Origin of the sequence: Micromonospora sp. AP08, assembly GCF_008085935.1 — a bacterium.
GTDB lineage: Bacteria > Actinomycetota > Actinomycetes > Mycobacteriales > Micromonosporaceae > Micromonospora > Micromonospora chersina.
In genome coordinates, this window is the sequence record NZ_VSEZ01000014.1 from 37,992 (window position 1) to 56,472 (window position 18,481).

The 18,481-nt window shown below is 74.5% G+C and carries 15 protein-coding genes; 9 read left to right on the forward strand and 6 right to left on the reverse strand.

All coding sequences use genetic code 11. From position 1 onward, the window contains the following. Window positions 1-143: 143 nt before the first annotated feature. On the reverse strand, window positions 144-1,118 hold the full coding sequence (locus FXF50_RS22155; RefSeq protein ID WP_148430806.1) for an ECF subfamily RNA polymerase sigma factor, BldN family: 975 nt from the start codon (window positions 1,116-1,118) through the stop codon (window positions 144-146). A 620-nt stretch (window positions 1,119-1,738) separates the two neighbouring features. Between FXF50_RS22155 and FXF50_RS22160 the strand changes: the two genes are divergently transcribed. Genes FXF50_RS22160 through FXF50_RS22170 form a run of 3 tightly spaced genes read left to right on the forward strand, consistent with a single transcriptional unit; the run spans window position 1,739 to window position 4,283 of the window. Next, window positions 1,739-3,370 (forward strand): AMP-binding protein, encoded by a 1,632-nt coding sequence (locus FXF50_RS22160; RefSeq protein WP_187399768.1) that lies wholly within the window; start codon window positions 1,739-1,741, stop codon window positions 3,368-3,370. Beyond that, window positions 3,360-3,614, forward strand: a complete 255-nt coding sequence (locus FXF50_RS22165) for a glutaredoxin family protein (RefSeq protein WP_148430807.1) — start codon at window positions 3,360-3,362, stop codon at window positions 3,612-3,614. Before FXF50_RS22160 ends, FXF50_RS22165 begins: the two co-directional genes overlap by 11 nt. Window positions 3,615-3,635: 21 nt before the next feature. Further along, a complete protein-coding gene (locus FXF50_RS22170; RefSeq protein ID WP_148430808.1) occupies window positions 3,636-4,283 on the forward strand; it encodes an HAD family hydrolase in 648 nt (215 codons plus the stop codon). 15 nt (window positions 4,284-4,298) lie between these two features. Here the strand turns inward: FXF50_RS22170 and FXF50_RS22175 are convergent, their stop codons facing one another. Together FXF50_RS22175 and FXF50_RS22180 are read right to left on the reverse strand one after the other, a co-directional pair. Continuing rightward, window positions 4,299-4,961 carry a response regulator transcription factor gene (locus FXF50_RS22175; RefSeq protein WP_148430902.1) on the reverse strand — a complete coding sequence of 221 codons (663 nt, stop codon included), beginning with the start codon at window positions 4,959-4,961 and terminating at the stop codon, window positions 4,299-4,301. Window positions 4,962-5,035: 74 nt separating this feature from the next. Continuing rightward, window positions 5,036-6,334, reverse strand: coding sequence for a sensor histidine kinase (locus FXF50_RS22180; protein WP_148430809.1), 1,299 nt, complete (start codon window positions 6,332-6,334; stop codon window positions 5,036-5,038). A 401-nt stretch (window positions 6,335-6,735) separates the two neighbouring features. On the opposite strand from FXF50_RS22180, the gene FXF50_RS22185 reads away from it, so the two are divergent. Genes FXF50_RS22185 through hemB form a run of 5 tightly spaced genes read left to right on the forward strand, consistent with a single transcriptional unit; the run spans window position 6,736 to window position 12,370 of the window. After that, the gene (locus FXF50_RS22185) at window positions 6,736-7,473 is read left to right on the forward strand and encodes a redox-sensing transcriptional repressor Rex (protein ID WP_091317636.1); all 738 of its coding nucleotides are present in this window, start codon (window positions 6,736-6,738) and stop codon (window positions 7,471-7,473) included. Beyond that, entirely contained in the window at window positions 7,470-8,831 is a 1,362-nt protein-coding gene (locus FXF50_RS22190) for a glutamyl-tRNA reductase (protein WP_148430810.1), read from the forward strand. The genes FXF50_RS22185 and FXF50_RS22190 overlap by 4 nt, the downstream gene beginning before the upstream one ends. Beyond that, window positions 8,828-9,796 carry a hydroxymethylbilane synthase gene (gene hemC, locus FXF50_RS22195; protein WP_148430811.1) on the forward strand — a complete coding sequence of 323 codons (969 nt, stop codon included), beginning with the start codon at window positions 8,828-8,830 and terminating at the stop codon, window positions 9,794-9,796. Before FXF50_RS22190 ends, hemC begins: the two co-directional genes overlap by 4 nt. Beyond that, on the forward strand, window positions 9,793-11,373 hold the full coding sequence (locus FXF50_RS22200) for a uroporphyrinogen-III synthase (protein WP_148430812.1): 1,581 nt from the start codon (window positions 9,793-9,795) through the stop codon (window positions 11,371-11,373). Before hemC ends, FXF50_RS22200 begins: the two co-directional genes overlap by 4 nt. Window positions 11,374-11,386: 13 nt before the next feature. Beyond that, a complete protein-coding gene (gene hemB, locus FXF50_RS22205; protein ID WP_148430813.1) occupies window positions 11,387-12,370 on the forward strand; it encodes a porphobilinogen synthase in 984 nt (327 codons plus the stop codon). Here the strand turns inward: hemB and FXF50_RS22210 are convergent. Together FXF50_RS22210 and FXF50_RS22215 are read right to left on the reverse strand one after the other, a co-directional pair. After that, window positions 12,364-13,548, reverse strand: coding sequence for a hypothetical protein (locus tag FXF50_RS22210; protein ID WP_148430814.1), 1,185 nt, complete (start codon window positions 13,546-13,548; stop codon window positions 12,364-12,366). The two genes, hemB and FXF50_RS22210, sit on opposite strands and share 7 nt — an antisense overlap. 2 nt (window positions 13,549-13,550) lie before the next feature. Continuing rightward, window positions 13,551-13,982 carry an RNA polymerase sigma factor gene (locus FXF50_RS22215; protein ID WP_255510147.1) on the reverse strand — a complete coding sequence of 144 codons (432 nt, stop codon included), beginning with the start codon at window positions 13,980-13,982 and terminating at the stop codon, window positions 13,551-13,553. A gap of 618 nt (window positions 13,983-14,600) precedes the next feature. On the opposite strand from FXF50_RS22215, the gene FXF50_RS22220 reads away from it, so the two are divergent. Further along, entirely contained in the window at window positions 14,601-15,173 is a 573-nt protein-coding gene (locus FXF50_RS22220; protein ID WP_148430816.1) for a helix-turn-helix transcriptional regulator, read from the forward strand. A 32-nt stretch (window positions 15,174-15,205) separates the two neighbouring features. Here FXF50_RS22220 and FXF50_RS22225 read toward each other — a convergent pair whose 3' ends face one another. Then, on the reverse strand, window positions 15,206-18,478 hold the full coding sequence (locus tag FXF50_RS22225; RefSeq protein ID WP_148430817.1) for a lamin tail domain-containing protein: 3,273 nt from the start codon (window positions 18,476-18,478) through the stop codon (window positions 15,206-15,208). Window positions 18,479-18,481 lie beyond the last annotated feature (3 nt).

The window sequence follows — 18,481 nt, forward strand, 5'->3', positions numbered from 1 at the left end:
GCACCCGGAGAAACGGTTCGCGCGGGTAGCCGGTTACGGCCCGGTCGGTGGCGAAATCACCAAGAGTGATCGTCGTCACGGGGTTCGGAGGGCGCGCGGGTCCGCGCCCGGGGTGCTCGCCGGGCGGGTGGGAACGGGTCGGGTCAGGGCTGGAAGCCGTCCGGCAGCAACCGGGCCAGGGCCCGGACCGCCCGGTACTGCAACGCCTTGATGGCGCCCTCGTTCTTGCCCATGGCGCGGGCCGTCTCGGCCACCGAGAAGCCCTGGAGGAAGCGGAGCACGATGCACTCCTGCTGCTCCGGGTTGAGCTGCTTGACGGCGGTGAGCAGGGCGACGTTGGTGATGTGCTCGACCACCGCGGCCTCCGGGCTGCCCTCGGGCCCCCGGTCCTCCCGGTCGGCGTCGAGCACGTCGCCGGTGGTCACCTCCAGCCGGTAGCGGCCGGACTTGAAGTGGTCGGCGACCAGGTTGCGGGCGATGGTGACGAGCCAGGCCCCCAGGTCGCGCCCCTGCCAGGTGAAGCTGCCGATCCGCTTGAGCGCCCGGAGGAACGTGTCGGAGGTGAGGTCCTCGGCGAGCTGGCGGTTGCCGACCCGGAAGTAGACGAACCGGAAGACGGTGTCGACGTACCGGTCGTAGATCAGGCCGAACGCCTCGGCCTCGCCGGCCTGCGCCCGCTCGACCAGCGCCCAGACCTCGGTGGCCGGGTCGGACGGGTCGGGGCGGCTCGGGAAGCCGGTGGCGGCGGCGGCCGGAACGGCCGGCAGCACCGCCGTGTCGCCGGTGGTCACGGCGGGCAGCACGGCGGTCTCGGCCGCCGAGGGCTCGCTGTTCGCCGCGGCCTCACCGCGCCGGCCCTGGGCCGGCATGGTGGGCCGGGACGGCGCGCCGAGCCGGCCGGCGGCGGGCTTCGCGTTGCCGCCGGGCGTCGCCGGGCGTGGCGGCGCCTCGTTGTGGTGCGTCCGGTTGCGGACCCGGCGCCCCTCGCCGCGTACCGCGAGACCGCGCATCCCGTCGGCGGCGGCCCGTGGAGCGGGCTCCAGGCGCTCGTTGACCGGTGTTCGCTGGGTCGGGCCGGTCACTCCGGCCGGCCGGTCCGCGTAACCGAAGGTGGTCACCGCGCCTCCCCGACGCAGGCGGGGCACGGCCGCACCGGCCGCCGCGGCGTCGCGGCGGGACCGGGTACGCCCCGACCGGGCGCGGCCGTTCCGGGACGTGCCGACGGGCGGCACGTCTCCTTGAGGTGCTGGTCCAATGCGCTCACAGGCACGGGGGCCTCCTCGGGCTGAGGGGTGTCGACTCACGGCAAATGGGGTGAGCCGACCCGAGTGATGATAGGGCCAACGTCACCCACGCGTGGCAAGTCCGTTACACAGAGCGGAAGTATTTCCGGTCCCGTCGCACAAATGGCGGACGCGTTGTCCGTCGTGTGCGGTTGACTTTCGCGTCGCTACCTGGTCCGGAGTGGAAAGTCCTGGTCGGAGCCAATTTTGTTGCGCCCTCGGCGTGTCGCGGCGGCGACCCGGCCGGTGCGTTTCCGGCTGCCCGGAGGACCCCATCGGCCGACCGGTGGAGGGCCCCTTCCCACGTTCGGGAATCGCTCCTGGCGGGGTGGACAGTCCCGTCGAGGGGACCGAGGTCCGGCGTGTCCGGCGGAGCCGGCCCCGTGGTGCGCCACGCGGCGTCCCCGGCGTTCGGGCGTGGCCGGGCGGACGCCGCTGTGCCAGACTCAGCCACCGTGCAGGACGCAGCCCACAGCTCCGCGCCGAACCTCGCCGACCGGCTCCGCCGGGCGGCCGCCGTCGACGGTGACCGTCCCGCGCTGCGCTGGCGCGACCGGACGCTGACCTGGTCCGCTCTGGACGCCTCGGTGACCGCGACCGCCCGCGCCCTGGCCACGGCGGTGCCACCGTCCGCTCCCGACGGCCATCCGCCCCGGGTGGCGATCGCCTTCGGCAACACCCCGGACTTCGTGGTCACCTACCTGGCCGTGCTCCGCGCCGGCCTGGTGGCGCTGCCGGTCAACCCGGGCTTCACCGCCCGGGAGCTGCGGCACGTGCTCGCCGACTCCGGGACCGCCGTGCTGGTCGGCGCGGCCGAGGTGGTCGACCGGGTACCCACCGGCGAGCTGCCCGCGCTCACCGCGGTGCACACCACCCCGCCGGTCACCGACGGTGACGGGGCGGCCGGCTTCCCGGCCCGGGGCGGGGACGACCTCGCCGTCCTGCTCTACACCTCCGGCACCGAGGGCCGGCCCAAGGGGGCGATGCTGTCGCACCGGGCGCTGGCCGCCAACCATGCCCAGGTCGACCGGATCGACCCGCCGGTGGTCGGCCCCGACGACACCGTGCTGCTCGCGCTGCCGCTCTTCCACGCGTACGGGTTGAACTCCGGGCTGGGGGCCGTGGTGCACCACGGCGCCACCGGGGTGCTCGTCGACGAGCCGGGCCCTACCGGGGCGCTCGACGAGATCGCCCGGCACCGGGTCAGCGTGCTGGTGGGCGTACCGTCGATGTTCCTGGCCTGGGCCGACGCGGCGGGCGACCGCCCCGGGGCGCTGGATTCGGTGCGGGTCGCGGTGTGCGGCGCGGCGCCGCTGCCGCCGGCCGCCGGGGCGCGCTTCACCGAGGTGACCGGGCACCCCGTGCACGTCGGGTACGGGCTCACCGAGACCGCCCCGGTGCTCACCTCCACCCTGGTCGGCGGCGAGCCGAAGCCGGGCTCCATCGGCCGCCCCCTGCCCGGCGTCGAGCTGCGCCTGGTCGGGTCCGACGGCGCGGAGCTGTGGCGCGACGGGGTGCCCACGGCCGAGGAGGACGCCGACGAGCTGCACCTCTCCGACGACCCGGAGGGCACCGACCCGGGGCAGATCGTGGTGCGCGGCGACAACCTCTTCGACGGCTACTGGCCGGACGGGCGCGGCGGCCCGGACCCGGACGGCTGGTGGCCCACCGGCGACGTGGCGTACGCCGACTCCGACGGTGACCTCTTCCTGGTCGACCGGCTCGGCGAGCTGATCCTGGTCAACGGCTTCAACGTCTACCCGCACGAGGTGGAGCTGGTGCTCCAGGCGCACCCCGGGGTGGCCGAGTCGGCCGTCCTGGGCATGCCGCACCCGCGGACCGGCGAGACTGTCCGGGCGTACGCGGTGCGGGCGGCCGGCTCGACGGTGACGGCGGAGGAGCTGCTCGCCCACTGCGCGCGTAACCTGGCCCGGTTCAAGTGCCCGACCGCCGTCGAGTTCGTCGACGAGCTGCCCCACTCGGCGATCGGCAAGGTACGCAAGACCGAGCTCCGCCCGGCGGCGCCTCCGGTGCCCGCGCCCGCGCCGCCGACCGAGATCCGCACGGAGGTATCCGATGTCCAGTGACGCCCGGCTCACCCTGATCACCCGGCCCGGCTGCCACCTCTGCGAGGACGCGAAGGCGGCGCTCGACCGGGTGGTGGCGGTGACCGGCGACCGCTGGATCGAGAAGGACGTGACGGGCGACCTGGAGCTGGAACGCGAGTACGGCGACCGGCTGCCGGTGGTGCTGCTCGACGGCAGGGAGCACGGCTACTGGCGGGTCGAGGAGGAACGGCTGCTGCGGGACCTCACCACGCCCCAGCTCTGAGCCGCCCCTTACAGTGCAGCGATGACCGCTGCGCGCCGCCACCTGGTGTGGGACTGGAACGGAACCCTCCTCGACGACCTCGACCTGGTGGTGCGGGCCACCAACGTCGCCTTCGCCAGCGCCGGCGGTCCGGTGGTCACCGCCGACGAGCACCGGGTCCGGTTCCGCCGCCCGATCGGCGACTACTACGCCGAGATGCTCGGCCGGGCGATCGACGACGAGGCGTTCGGCCGGCTCGACCGGATCTTCCACGAGGCGTACCGGGCCGGGTTGACCAGCTGCGCGCTGGCCGCCGACGCCACCGCCGCGATCGCCGCCTGGCCGGGCAGCCAGTCCCTGCTGTCCATGTGGTTCCACGACGAGCTGGTGCCCACGGTGCACACGTACGGGCTGACCCCGCACTTCGCCCGGGTGGACGGGCTGCGCGCCGCGGTCGGCGGCGGCCCGAAGGCGGAGTGGCTGGAGAAGCACCTCGCCGAGCTGGGCCTCGACGGCCGCGAGGTGGTGCTGATCGGCGACTCCCTGGACGACGGCGACGCCGCCGCCTCGGTGGGGGCCGCCTGCGTCCTCTACACCGGTGGCCTCTCCGACCCCGCGCGCCTGCGCACCTCCGCGCACCCGGTGGCCGACACCCTCACCCAGGCGGTCGCCCTCGCGCGGACCGTCTGATCCCGCCGGGCGCGCTCAGGCGCGCAGGTGGGTGAGGACCGCCAGGACCCGCCGGTGGTGGTTGGTGGCGTCGGGGGGCAGGTCGAGCTTGGTGAAGATGTTGCGGACGTGCTTCTCGACGGCGCCGTCGCTGACCACCAGGGCGCGGGCGATGGCGGTGTTGGAACGGCCCTCGGCCATCAGGGCGAGCACCTCGCGTTCGCGGGGGGTCAGCTCGGCCAGCGGGTCGTTGCGGCGGCGCCGGACCAGCAGCTGGCTGATCACCTCCGGGTCCAGCACCGTCCCGCCGCCGGCGACCCGGGCCAGCGCGTCCAGGAACTCGTCGATCGCGGCCACCCGGTCCTTGAGCAGGTAGCCGATCCCGCCCCCGCCGGCCCCGCCGCCCGTCGTGGCGAGCAGGTCGTCGGCGTACGACACCTCGACGTACTGGGAGAGCACCAGGACCGGCGTACGCGGCACCCGCCGGCGCGCCTCCACGGCCGCCCGCAGCCCCTCGTCGGTGTGCGACGGCGGCATCCGCACGTCCACCACCGAGACGTCCGGCCGGTGCGCCACCACCGCCTCGACCAGGGCGTCCCCGTCACCGACGGCGGCCACCACCTCGTGTCCCGACTCGGTCAGCAGCCGGACCAGCCCCTCCCGGAGCAGCACGGCGTCGTCCGCGATCACCACCCGCATGGGTCCGGTGTCTATCACGTCCTGGATCCACAGCGCGGCCGTGTTCCGCTCAGGAATGTCGCCCGGCGGCGGTGTCACCGGGGGAGTTCCGCGTGGACCCGGGTCGGCCCGCCGGTCGGGCTGGCCACCTCCAGGGTCCCGCCGGCGGCGCGGACCCGGTCGGCGATGCCGCTGAGCCCGTGTCCCTTGGCCAGGTGGGCGCCGCCGATCCCGTCGTCGGCCACGGTGATCTCCAGCCGGCCGACCTTGCGGGTCACCTCGACCCGGCAGGCGGCGGCCCGGCTGTGCTTGGCGACGTTGGTCAGCGCCTCGGCCACCACGAAGTACGCGGTGCTCTCCAGCCCCGGGTCGAGCCGCCCGGCGGCGGTGCCCAGCTCGTCGTCCACCACCAGTTCGGTGGGGACCAGGGCGCGGGCGGCGAGCGCGGCCAGCGCGCTGGGCAGGCCCCGGTCGACCAGGATCGGCGGGGCGATGCCCCGGGACAGGGCGCGCAGCTCGTCGAGGGTGTCCCGGGTCTGGCTGACCGCCTCGTCCAGGGTCCGGCGGGCCGCCTCCGGGTCGGCGGCGAGCTGCTGACGGGCCCGGCTCAGGTCCATGGCGAGGCGGACCAGGCGCTGCTGCGGGCCGTCGTGGATGTCCCGCTCCAGCCGGCGCAGGGCGGACGCCTCCGCGGACGCGGCGGCCCGCTTCTGCTCCTCCAGCGTGGTGATCCGCTGCCGCATCTCGGCCACACCGGTGAGCAGCGAGTAGGCCAGGGCGGCCTGGATCCGGGCGCAGGCCCGGGCCACCAGGGGCAGCGTGAAGAGGGCGAACAGCCCGATCGCGGTGTTCAGGGCGACCCGCGCCCCGGCGCCGTCACCCATCCCGAGGAGCTGGCTCAGGTCCTGGTCGTCGGGGCCGCGCGGGATGGCCCAGTCGTACGCGCCGTAGAGCGTGCCGGTGAGGGCCAGCGCCCACCAGACCACGACCACCACGAAGGTGGGCAGGGTCACCAGCAGCCGGATGAAGGCGTGCAGCAGGTCGAGCCAGGACTGCGGGTCGCGCATCGGGGTGAGGACCCGCCGCCAGAAGCCCGCGCCCCGCTCGGGCGCCAGGTAGACGGGGCGGACCCGGGGCTGGCGCAGCACGGCGGGCAGCCGCAGCCGTTCCAGGTCGGCGAGCCCCCGGGCCGCGTACAGGGTGCCGGTGAGGACCGGCAGACCGAGCGTGGTGACCAGCAGACCGGCGGTGAGCGAGATGCCGGCCACGGCCAGCACGAAGCCGACGAGCGCCAGCGGGAGGCTGAAGAGCACGTAGCCGGAGTCGCGCAGGAGCTGGCGGACGAGGCCCCGGACGGGTGTGGTGGGCGCGGCGCCCAGCGGTACGGCGGTCATGCTCCGAGGCTATGGGCCGGGACGGGACCGACCCATCCCGTGCACGGGCCTCTCCGGGGTGGGGTTCTCCCTACCTCCGCCGCCTCCCGGACGTGAGACGCGCCTCTCCCCGACGACGACACAGCGTTACCGGGCGCGCGCGATTGGTCAGAGAAGTCGGGATTGCGCAATAATCGCCACGCGGCGCCGAGGGAGCTCCGTCTATCGATCTTGTTGGAATGGAGGGGCAGGTGGAGGTGCGTCGCGAGCTATCAAGATCGCGATTTGTGCACCTCTTCACAAGCGCCTACTCTGTAGTTCCGACGCGCCCTGCTAGCACAGCCGGCAACATCGGTCGCCAGCGGGAGTCCCGGAACGACCGGTCACCGTCGCTGGTCGAGGATCGCACCGCACGGAGTCTCATGAGTCAGCACCGTCACCCTGGCGCGCCCGGCCGAGCCGGTGCCGTGCCGGCGCTCCCGGAACTGCCCGAGGCGACCGTCGCGCGGCTCCCGGAATACCTTCGCGCCCTGCACGCGATCGCCGAGACCGGCCACGAGACGGTCTCCAGCGAGGGGCTGGCCAACGCCGCCGGGGTCAACTCGGCGAAGCTCCGCAAGGACCTCTCCCACCTCGGCTCGTACGGCACCCGGGGCGTCGGCTACGACGTGACCCTGCTGATCGAGCAGATCGAGTCGGTGCTCGGGCTCACCCAGTGCCGCTCGGTCGCGCTGGTCGGCGTGGGTAATCTCGGTCACGCCCTGGCCGGCTACGACGGCTTCGCCAGCCGCGGCTTCCGCATCGCCGCGCTCTTCGACGCCGACCCGTCCCGCGTCGGCGAGGAGATCAACGGGCTGGTCGTCCGGCACGTCGACGACCTGGCCCGGGTCGCCGTCGAGGAGTCGATCTCGATCGGCGTGATCGCCACCCCCGCGCCGGCCGCCCAGGCCGTCGCCGATCAGCTCGTGGCCGTCGGCGTGACGAGCATCCTCAACTTCGCCCCCTGCGTACTCTCGGTTCCGGAGGGGGTCGACGTGCGCAAGGTCGACCTCGCGATCGAGCTGCAGATCCTGTCCTTCCACGAGCACCGCAAGGCGTCGCTGACCGCGCTCCCCGGCGGGCTCGCGGCCACCGACACCCAGGAGGCGATCGGCACGTGAAACTGCTCGTCGTCGGCGCGTCCTACCGCACCGCCCCGGTCGCCACGCTGGAGCAGCTGGCGGTCCCGCCCGCGGACCTCACCCGCACCCTGGACCGCCTGGTCGCCCAGCCGTACGTCGCCGAGGCCGTGCTCGTCTCCACCTGCAACCGCGTCGAGGTGTACGCGGCCGTCTCCGGCTTCCACGGCGGCCTCGGGGACATCTGCGCGGTCCTGGCCGAGCAGGCCGGCGCCCCGCCGGCGGCGCTCGCCACCCACCTCTACGTGCACTACGACGCCGCCGCCGTGGACCACGTCTTCCGGGTCGCCACCGGGCTGGACTCGATGGTGGTCGGCGAGGCGCAGATCCTCGGCCAGCTCCGCGACGCGTACCACTCGGCCAGCGGCGCCGAATCCGCCGGGCGGCTGCTGCACGAGCTGATGCAGCAGGCGCTGCGGGTGGGCAAGCGCGCGCACGCCGAGACCAACATCGACCGGGCCGGCCAGAGCGTCGTCACCGCCGCCCTCGACCTGGCCGCCGGCCTGCTCGACGGCGACCTGACCGGCCGGCCCGCCATGGTCGTCGGCGCCGGGGCGATGGGCTCGCTGAGCGTGGCCACCCTCTCCCGGCTGGGCGCCGGCCCGCTCACCGTCACCAACCGGGGCGCCGCGCGGGCCGTCCGGCTGGCCGAGTCGTACGGCGCGGCCGCCGTGCCGATGGCCGAGCTGGTCGACGCGCTCACCACGGTGGACATCGTGGTGGCCGCCACCGCGGCGACCGAACCGGTCCTGACCCGCGACGTGGTGACCCGCGCGCTGGCCCGGCGCGACCCCGCCCGGGGCCCGCTGGTCCTGCTCGACCTGGCCGTCCCGCGCGACGTCGAGGAGGGTGTCGCCGCCCTGCCCGGCGTCGAGGTGATCGACATCGACCGGATGGCGACGATCCTCGCCGACGGCCCGGCCGCCGCCGACGCCGCCGAGGTGACCCGCATCGTGGCCGGTGAGGTCGAGGCGTTCCTGAGCTGGCTGCGCGGCGCCGACGTGGCCCCCACCGTGGCGGCCCTGCGCGGGCGCGCCGACGACGTGGTCACCGCCGAGCTGCGCCGGCTCGCCCAGCGCCGCCCCGAGTTCACCGACGACCAGCGCGCCGAGGTCGCCCGCACGGTCCACCGGGTGGTGCAGCGGCTGCTGCACCAGCCGACCGTCCGGGTCCGCCAGCTCGCCGCCGAGCCCGGCGGCGACCAGTACGCCGCCCTGCTGCGCGAGCTGTTCGACCTCGAGGTGCCGCAGACCTCCCCGGTCGACATCGTCCCCGACGTGGTGGAAGCGGAGATCATCATGCCGGCTGACACCGACCCGCTCACCGGAGGTGCGCGATGACCGCCCCCCTGCGCCTCGGCACCCGGGGCAGCGCCCTGGCGATGGCCCAGTCCGGCCACGTGGCCGAGGCCCTCACCGCGGCCACCGGCCGCCCGGTCGAGCTGGTCGAGGTGGTGACCGCCGGCGACCGCTCCACGGCCCCGGTGCACCGGCTCGGCGTCGGCGTCTTCGTCTCCGCGCTGCGGGACGCGCTGACCGCCCGGGAGATCGACTTCGCCGTCCACTCGTACAAGGACCTGCCCACCGCGGCGGCGCCCGGCCTGCACATCGCCGCCGTGCCGCAGCGGCAGGACCCGCGGGACGCGCTGATCGCCCGGGACGGCCGCACCCTCGCCGAGCTGCCGCCCGGCGCCCGGGTGGGCACCGGCGCGCTGCGCCGCATCGCCCAGCTGCACGCCCTCGGCATGCAGCTGGAGGTCACCCCGATCCGCGGCAACGTCGACACCCGCCTCGGCCGGGTGCTCGGCCCCGACGCGGACCTCGACGCCGTCGTGCTGGCCCGGGCGGGACTCGCCCGCCTCGGCCGGACCGACGTCATCACCGAGACGCTCGATCCGATGCTCATGCTGCCGGCGCCCGCCCAGGGCGCGCTGGCCGTGGAGTGCCGGATCGACGACCAGGACCTGGTCGAGCTGCTCGGCGTGCTCGACCACGCACCGTCCCGCGCCGCGGTCGTCGCGGAGCGGGCACTGCTGGCCACCCTGGAGGCCGGGTGCAGCGCACCCGTCGCCGCCTACGGCGAACTCGCCGAGGGTGACGCCGGTGAGGAGATCTACCTGCGCGGGGCGGTGATCAGCCCGGACGGCACCCGTGACCTCCGGCTGTCCCGCACCGGAACGCCCGCCGACGCGGCGGAGATCGGCAAGGCACTCGCCGCCGAACTCCTCGAACTCGGCGCCGACTCGATCCTCGGCCAAGAAGGACACGCCGGCCCGGGGACCCAGCAATTTGGGAGCACAGAATGACCCGCACCCGTAAGCCCGTAGGCCGGATCGCGTTCGTCGGGGCCGGTCCCGGCGACCCGGGCCTGCTGACCCGCCGGGCGCTGGACGCCCTGGTGGACGCCGACCAGGTGGTGTACGACCGGGGAGTCCCCGAGTCGCTGCTCGACCACGTCCGCGCCCAGGCCAGGTCCGACGCCGAGTTCAGCCCCGCCGAGGGTGTGCCGGGGGACGTGGCGAAGGTGCTGATCTCCGCGGCCCGGTCCGGCCAGAACGCCGTGCACCTGGTCGCCGGTGACCCGTTCGGCCACGACTCGGTGGTCAAGGAGGTGCAGGCGGTGGCGCGTACCGCCGCGCACTTCGAGGTGGTGCCGGGCGTCGGCCAGGCCGAGGGCGTGGCCACCTACGCCGGCGTGCCGCTGCCGGGCGTGCGCACCGCCGCCGACGTCGAGGACGTCACCACGCTGGACTTCGACGCGCTGGCCGCCGCCGTCGCCCGCGGCTCGCTGGCCATCGCGGTGGACGCCGGTGACCTGGCCGCCATCCGGGACGGCCTGCTGGCCGCCGGGGTGGAGGGCACCACCGCCGTCGGGGTGACCGGCGACGGCACCGGCGAGACGCAGTACACCACCACGTCGACCGTGGACTCGTTCGTCGCGGCGGCGCTCGGCTTCACCGGCCGGGTGGTGCTCACCGTCGGCGCGGGCGTCGCCGACCGCGACAAGCTGAGCTGGTGGGAGAACCGGCCGCTGTACGGCTGGAAGGTGCTCGTACCCCGCACCAAGGAGCAGGCCGGCGCCATGAGCGCGCGGCTGCGCGCCTACGGGGCGATCCCGTGCGAGGTGCCGACCATCGCGGTCGAGCCGCCGCGCACCCCGGCCCAGATGGAGCGGGCGGTCAAGGGCCTGGTCGACGGCCGGTACGCCTGGGTGATCTTCACCTCGGTGAACGCGGTCCGGGCGGTCTGGGAGAAGTTCGCCGAGCACGGCCTGGACGCCCGCCACTTCGGGGGCGTCAAGATCGCCTGCATCGGCGAAGCCACCGCCGAGGCGGTCCGCGCCTTCGGCATCCAGCCGGAGCTGATCCCCTCCGGGGAGCAGTCCTCCGAGGGCCTGCTGGCCGAGTTCTCGCCGCACGACGAGATCCTCGACCCAGTCGGCCGGGTGCTGCTGCCGCGCGCCGACATCGCCACCGAGACCCTGGCCGCCGGGCTCACCGAGCGGGGCTGGGAGGTCGACGACGTGACCGCGTACCGGACCGTCCGGGCCGCGCCGCCGCCGGCCGAGATCCGCGACGCGATCAAGTCGGGCGGGTTCGACGCGGTGCTCTTCACCTCGTCCTCCACCGTCCGGAACCTGGTCGGCATCGCGGGGAAGCCGCACGCGCGTACCGTTGTTGCGGTTATCGGGCCCAAGACGGCGGAGACCGCCACGGAGTTCGGCCTGCGGGTCGACGTGCAGCCTCAGCACGCCTCGGTGCCCGACCTGGTGGAGGCGCTCGCCGCCTACGCCGTCGAGCTGCGCGAGAAGCTCGCCGCCATGCCGGCCAAGCAGCGCCGCGGCTCGAAGGTGCAGGGCCCGACCGCCCTGAGGTTCCGCTGACAGGAGGCCCGTCATGTCGTACCCCGAGATCCGGCCCCGCCGGCTGCGCCGTAACGCGGCCGTGCGGCGGCTGGTCGCCGAGACCCGCGTCGACCCGGCCGAACTGGTCGTGCCGATGTTCGTCAAGGAGGGGCTGACCGAGCCGCGGGCCGTGGCGTCGCTCCCCGGGGTGCTCCAGCACTCCCGGGACTCGCTGCGCAAGGCCGCCGTCGAGGCGGTCCAGGCCGGGGTCGGCGGGATCATGCTGTTCGGAGTGCCGGCGACGCGGGACGAGACCGGGTCGGGCGGCATCGACCCGGACGGCATCCTCAACGTGGCCATCCGGGACGTGATCGCCGAGGTCGGCGACGCCACCGTGGTGATGAGCGACCTCTGCCTGGACGAGTTCACCTCGCACGGGCACTGCGGCCTGCTCACCCCCGACGGCGCCGTCGACAACGACGCCACCCTGTCGGCGTACGCCCGGATGGCGGTCGCCCAGGCCGACGCCGGGGTCCACGTGGTCGGGCCGTCCGGGATGATGGACGGCCAGGTCGGCGCGGTCCGCCGAGCCCTGGACGCCGCCGGGCACCAGGATGTCTCGGTGCTCGCGTACGCCGTGAAGTACGCCTCCGGCTTCTTCGGCCCGTTCCGGGACGCCGTCGAGTCGGCGCTCGAGGGCGACCGGTCCACCTACCAGCAGAACCCGGCGAACCTCCGGGAGTCGCTGCGCGAGGTCGAGCTGGACGTGGCCGAGGGCGCCGACATGGTGATGGTCAAGCCGGCCCTGCCCTACCTCGACGTGGTGGCGGCGGTCCGGGCCGCGGTCAACGTCCCGGTCGCCGCCTACCAGGTCTCCGGCGAGTACGCGATGGTCGAGGCGGCCGCCGCGAACGGCTGGATCGACCGCGAGCGGGTGATCATGGAGACGCTCACCTCGATCCGCCGGGCCGGCGCGCAGATCATCCTCACCTACTGGGCGGTCGAGGCCGCCCAGCTGCTCCGCCAGCGCTACTGAACGCCGATCGTCACGACCCGGGCCAGCTCCGCGACGGAGTAGACCTTCCGGGGCGGGTCCGGTAGCTGCGCCCAGACCACACGCACGGTGGTGTCGTCGACCCAGGCGGCACCCCAGGTCCCACCGCCCGTCATGCCGAAGGTCGGGCTGGCCGTCCCGAGCGGCTGGTCAGCGCGGACCTGCCCGGTGGCGGTGTCCAGGATCGCCAGCCGGTAGTCGAGGTTCCGCCCGACCGGCCGGCGGTAGGGCACCGCGACGAGGCTGCCGTCCGGGGAGAGCCGGATCGACGGCGCGCAATCGCCGGCCACGGTGAGGCGGGACAGCCGATTCCCGTCGGCGAGTCGACGCACGTCAAGCTGGCATCGCGTCATGTCGGCCGGACCGGTCACCGACACCACGCGGCCGGCCGTCACGTCGGCCGCGCGGAACGGCAGCTCGCCGTCGACCTTGGTCGGCACCCGGATCAGGGTCTTCTCCCGGCCGGTGGTCAGCTCGTGGGACACCAGGCCCACGCCGTCCCGGGCCAGGTAGGCGTACCGCGCGTCGGCGCCGGCCAGTCCGAGGGCCTGACCCCTGACCCGGATCTCCCGGCTGACCTCGACGCCTCCGTTCGCGCCGAGCACCATGAGCTTGATGGAGAGACCGGCCACGTCGGGGCCGTCCGTCCGGCGCACGCCGGGCATGAGGTCGGTGAACGTGAGCCCGACCAACCGTCCGTCGGGCAGCGCCACGGTCTCCTGCCAGCCGGCGGGGACCCGGTGCCGGAGCACCGAGCCGTCGCTGCGCAGCTCGTCCGCGACGCCGCCGAGCAGACCGATCTCCGGGCCGCCTCGGTGCGGTCGCACGGTGCCGCCCTCACCATTCAGTATCAGGCGCTGCGCCGGCGCCGGTGTCGGCGGCGGCGAGCCGGGAACGGTCAGCGACGGCGACGGCGACGACGAACTTGACGGCGACAGCGCGGCCAGCGGTGCGGCCGGCCGGTGCCCGCCGACGAGCAGGGGCACGGCGCCGCCGGTGAGCGCGACCAGGACCACCAGACCCGCCACGGCCGTCGCGGTCCGCCGCCGCCGGCGGACCCGGGCCCGCCGGCGTAGCGTCGCCAGATCCGCCGGGTACGGCGCGGTCGCGCGAGCGGCGCGGTGGACCAGCTCGGCAAGATCCTCAGGTACGACGTCCACGGTCACTCCTCCTCGGCCAGCGCGGCCCGCAGCTCGGCCAGCCCCCGCGAGAGGCGGCTGCGGACGGTGCCCTCGGTCAGGTCCAGCACGGCGGCGGTCTCGGCGGTGGAGAGATCCAGCAGCACCCGGCAGACGATCACGGTGCGCCGGCTCAGGGGCAGCAGTTCCAGGGCCGACCGCGCGGCCAGCCCGGCGGGATCCGGGGCGGCCGCGGCGGGATGCCGGTCCTCGGCCGGTGGCCGTTCCCGGCGCACCTTCCGCCACCAGGAGGTGGCCCAGTTCAGCCCGACCCGGAAGACCCAGCCACCCGGGTTGTCCAGCCGGCGCACCCGGTCCCACCGGGCGTACGCCCGGGCCATCGCCTCGTCGGTCGCCTCCCGGGCCACCGCGGTGTCCCCGACGGCCAGCGCGAGCGCGCGGTGGACACGGTCCACGTGGTCTCGATAGAACTGCTCGAACGGCAGGTGCGAGGGCGTGTCGCGCGAGCGCGTCAACACGTCCGCAGGAGCGGCCGGCGCCGAGGGGTGGCTTCCCATGTCCGGTACACGCTCCGGGGGCGGATTTCGTTCCCGGATCGCGGCGGGCCGCAACGGCCGACCGGTACTGGCATCCGGGCCCGAGCCCGACGGCCCGGCCCGGGGCGGGGACAGGCGGGCGCGCATGGTCACTCTGCGTTCCGTCGATCCGCACCCCCGACCCTCACCCAAGCTCGCTTTGCTCTGCAGCCATCGGCGCAGCGGCAACCCTCCGTGCCCGGTGCGCATGAGGCTGCAGAGCAAAGCGGGGTGGAGGGGGTGGGGCCACCACGATCAGCGCGCCGGCTTTGTCCATATTCAACCGCTCTGGAGCCCGCGCGGCTCCGGGCGGAAGGCAAGGGCCACTCGCATTCGGTGACGCTCCGCCATCCTCACTCTCAGTGGTGGCTTCCGGCCGCGCGACAGGGCTATGGACGGATCGCCGGCGTGGCGCGGCCTGTCCACAGGCACCGTGGTTGTCCACAGGCGGACCGGTCGGGGTTGCCGCGTTCAGGGGCGAGGGACGATCGTGGCCGCATGAGCGCCCCCGCCAACCCCGACGAGCCGGCGGTCACGAGCGACGAACCTGTCGAGCCGCCCACGATGCTCACCGACCCCTTCGACATCCCGTGGCCCGCCGCGGGCATCGTCCGGGCGGTCCGCCGTCGGGCCGACGCCAGCCAGCGGGAGCTCGCTCGCGTCGCCCGGGTCCATCCGTCGACCGTCGGGCGGATCGAGGCCGGCACGCTGACCCCGAGCATCGCCATGCTCCGTCGGATCATCGGCGTGGCCGGGTTCCGTCTCGCCGTGGTCGACGAGTTCGGCCGGGTGCTCGCGCCGATGCGGGACCGCGACGACCTGCGCGACGGCGCCGAGCGTCGATATCCGTCCCACCTGGACGTGATCGCCGACCCGGAGCCGGGGGAGTGGTGGGCGGACCTGTACGGGCTGGCCCGCCCGCCGGAGACCTTCTACCGGGACCGGGCGTACCGCGACGCCCTCCGTCGGCGCAGTCAGTGGGAGGTGCGGGTGGCCAAGTACCGGGGCGTCCCGCCCCCGCGTGACCCGCGGCGGTGCGGCTACCGGAACGGCCCGTCGCCCGGCTGGTGAGCCGGGCGACGGGCCGCGTCGCGGTACCGCCGTCAGTCGTCGTCGCGGATGGTGCCCACGCCGACCGGGTCGGCGAGCCGGAGGCCCGGCACGCCCGCCACGTACAGCTTGAGCTGCTCGTCCGCCTCGCGCTTCCGGTCACCGCGGACGGTCACCGGGAAGGTCAGCGAGGTCTGGCCGGCGGCCAGGGTCTGGCACCCCACGTACGGGTCGTAGTCCGACCCGGCCTGCGCCGTGGTGCCGTAGGTGGTGGCGCAGAGCAGGGCCGGCTCCGAGAGCGGGCGAGAGACGGTCACCGTGAACGTCATGGTGCTGTCGCCCTTGTCGCCCTCGGCCACCGCGGCGTCGGAGACGCTCAGCGACGCGCGGGAACGGAACCGGGCCACCTGCGGGTCATGGTCGCTGGCCCCGCGGTCACCCAGGCCCTCGGCGTCGGTGGGGTAGTCGGCGTTGATGTGCGCCGTGCGTACCTGCACCAGGTCCTCGTGCAGCGGGTCGTTGACGAAGAGGTTGTCCAGCGTCTGCGCCTGCCCGTCGTAGGTGTACGAGTACGCCGCCGCCGGCACGTCCGCCACCAGGTCGTCCCAGAGGTTGTGCAGGCCGGCCTCGTACAGCGGGGCGAGCTGGTCCGACGGCGTCGGGTTCGCCGCCGTGGCGATCGGGTCGTCCGGCCGCGGGAAGACGTTGAGGTCGCCGCCGTAGATCACCCGCGCGTCTGGGTCGGCCGCCTCGACGGCCTGCACCAGCGCCGCCCCGTACGCGGCCTGCTCCCGCCGCTGCCCGACCCGGCTGTCCGGCCCGGACGAGAAGTGGTTGGTGGCCGCCCAGAGCGTGAAGTGCTCGGTCGAGCCGGGCGCCGCCGCCACGGTGAACTTGGCCAGCTGGACCGCGCGGGTGTAGACGTTGCTGCCGTCCACCCCGGTCGTGCGGTCCACGTCGGCCGGCAGGACGGCGTTGAACCCCTTCGGGTTCTGCACGTCGGCGTTCGAGGGCAGGGCCGCCGAGCGGTACTGCACGGTCGGGGCCGAGCCCAGCAGCGGGTCGCCGGCGCTCGCCTCGGCCAGCGTCAGCCGGTCGGTGCGGTAGAGGAACGCCGAGGCGATGCCCCGGGCGTCCGCGCCGGTCCGGTCGTACGCCGCCGCGTAGGCGGGGCCGCCGTTGGCCGCGATGGCCAGCGCCAGCTCCTGGACGGTGTCCGGCGCGCCGTCGGCGTTGTTCGTGTCACCGCAGACCAGCTTGCCGTCGGCCACCGTGCAGATGTCCTGGTCCTCGGCCTCCTGCACGAGCAGCAGGTCGGGGCTGTGCAGGGCACCGATGATCTGCCGCGCCTGCACACCCAGCTTCTCGGTGTACGCCGCCTCGCTGGCCGGCACGTAGTCGAACGGCGAGCTCACCCCGGCGCAACCCGAGTTGCCGGCGAAGTCGCAGCCGTCGAACGGGTCGTCCCGGTAGTCGTACAGGTTCTCCACGTTGTAGGTGGCGACCGCCACCTCGCTGCTCCGGTCGGCCGGCTGCGGCGGGTTGTTCTCCGCCGGGTCCGCGCCGCCGGTCAGGGTGAGCTGCTCGGGCTGCACGCTGTACTTGCTGAACGCGTACGAGATGGCGCCGTAGGCGTCCTCGGTCAGCGTGTCGAAGGTGCGGGCCTCCGGCAGCAGCGCCTTCGAGTCCCCGGCGGTCGCCTTCACGCCGCCGGCGCCCAGCAGGATGCGCTGGTAGTTGCCGTTGTCGAACAGCGTGCCCGGGATGTCGTCCAGCGGGTGCGCGTCCCGGAACACCCGGCGGGCGTACGGGTCGGACCGCTTCATGATCGGGTCCTCGCGGTCCAGCACGTAGACCTCCGAGTCCAGGGTGGACGCGAAGATGTGCCGCGGGGCGGAGACCCCGCTGCCGGAGCGGACCCGCATCCGCTCACCCTCGTGCCGCTCCCAGAACAGGCCGGCGGCGGCCGCGTCGGCCGGCGGCCGGGCGTCGTCCACGCGTACGGCGGTGTCCACGTCCAGCCCGGAGTCGAGCTTGCGCACCAGCGAGGCGCTGGAGAGCTGGGTCTGGTTGAAGTACTCGGAGACGCGGCCGCGCAGCACCACCTCGTCGCCGACGGTCGGGGCGTAGCCGCCGATCAGCGTGGTGAACGAGCCCATGAAGACGAAGATGCCGTCCGAGGTGAGCGGGTCGCCGTCCTCGGCGCCGGCGCGGCTCTGCAGGTAGAAGCCCCACTGGTCGGCCCCGGCGGAGGTGCGGGTCAGCGACTTCTGGGTGATCACGCCGCGCACGTCGTAGAGCGTGGAGCTGGTGCCGTTGCCGCTGGCCGGGGCGAGCGGCGACCGGTCGGTGCGGCCGTTCTCGTCGTCACCGGTGCGGCCCTGCACCTCGCCCACGGACAGCACGGCGGTGGCCTGCACGGTCAGCGTGCAGGTCGCGGTGCCGCCCTCGGCGTCGGTCGAGGTCACGGTGACCGAGTAGGCGCCGGCCGGGAGGCCGGTGGCGGTCAGCGTCGCGGTGGCCGTGCCGCCGGCCGCGCTGGCCGGGGTGAACGCGGTACGGCTGATCGAGCCGCTCGCCGGCGCCGGGTTGACCGCGGTGACCGCGAGGTCGGTGACGGTGTCGTCGGCGTCGGTGGCGGTGACCTGGCGCGTCGCGGTGGCGCCGGCCTCCAGGGTCAGCGTGCCGCCGCAGGTCAGCGTCGGCGCCTGGTCGACCGGGCCGCCGCCGTCGATGCTGTGGCTGCCCAGCCCGTCGAAGGTGTCGGTGGCGAAGCCCGCCCACTGGGTGGCCGGGTCGAACGCGTCGGCCGGGTCGGTGTCGCCGGCGCTCACCGAGGGCAGCCGCCGCAGGGTGTTGTCGGCGGTGCTGGTGAGCCCGGTGCCCCACTCGGAGCCGGGGTCGACGCCGACCTGGCCGATCGAGTCGACCACGGTCGTGCCCTTGCGCAGCACGATCGCGTCGTCGCCGTTGTAGAGCGAGCCGCCGTAGGTCTGGTCGGCTTGGGCGAGGATCGCCGGCGCGGCCGTCGAGGCGGCGAAGACGAAGACGTCACCGGCGGCGACCGCGCCGGTCAGCGGCACGTTGGTCGAGGTGGTGGCGCCGTTGAAGAAGAGCTGGAGCTGGTAGCCGGCGGCGGCCAGGTCGATCGGCGCGCCGGTGCCGTTGTAGAGCTCGACGGCCTTGTTGTTGGACGAGCCCTCGACGTACTCGGAGATGAAAAGGTCGGTGGGCGCGGCGCTGGCCGCGGGGGGTGCGATCCCGATGGCCGTGACGGAGACGGCGGCGGTGGTCGCGAGCGCGGCGAAGGTGCGACGCGTGCGCATGGA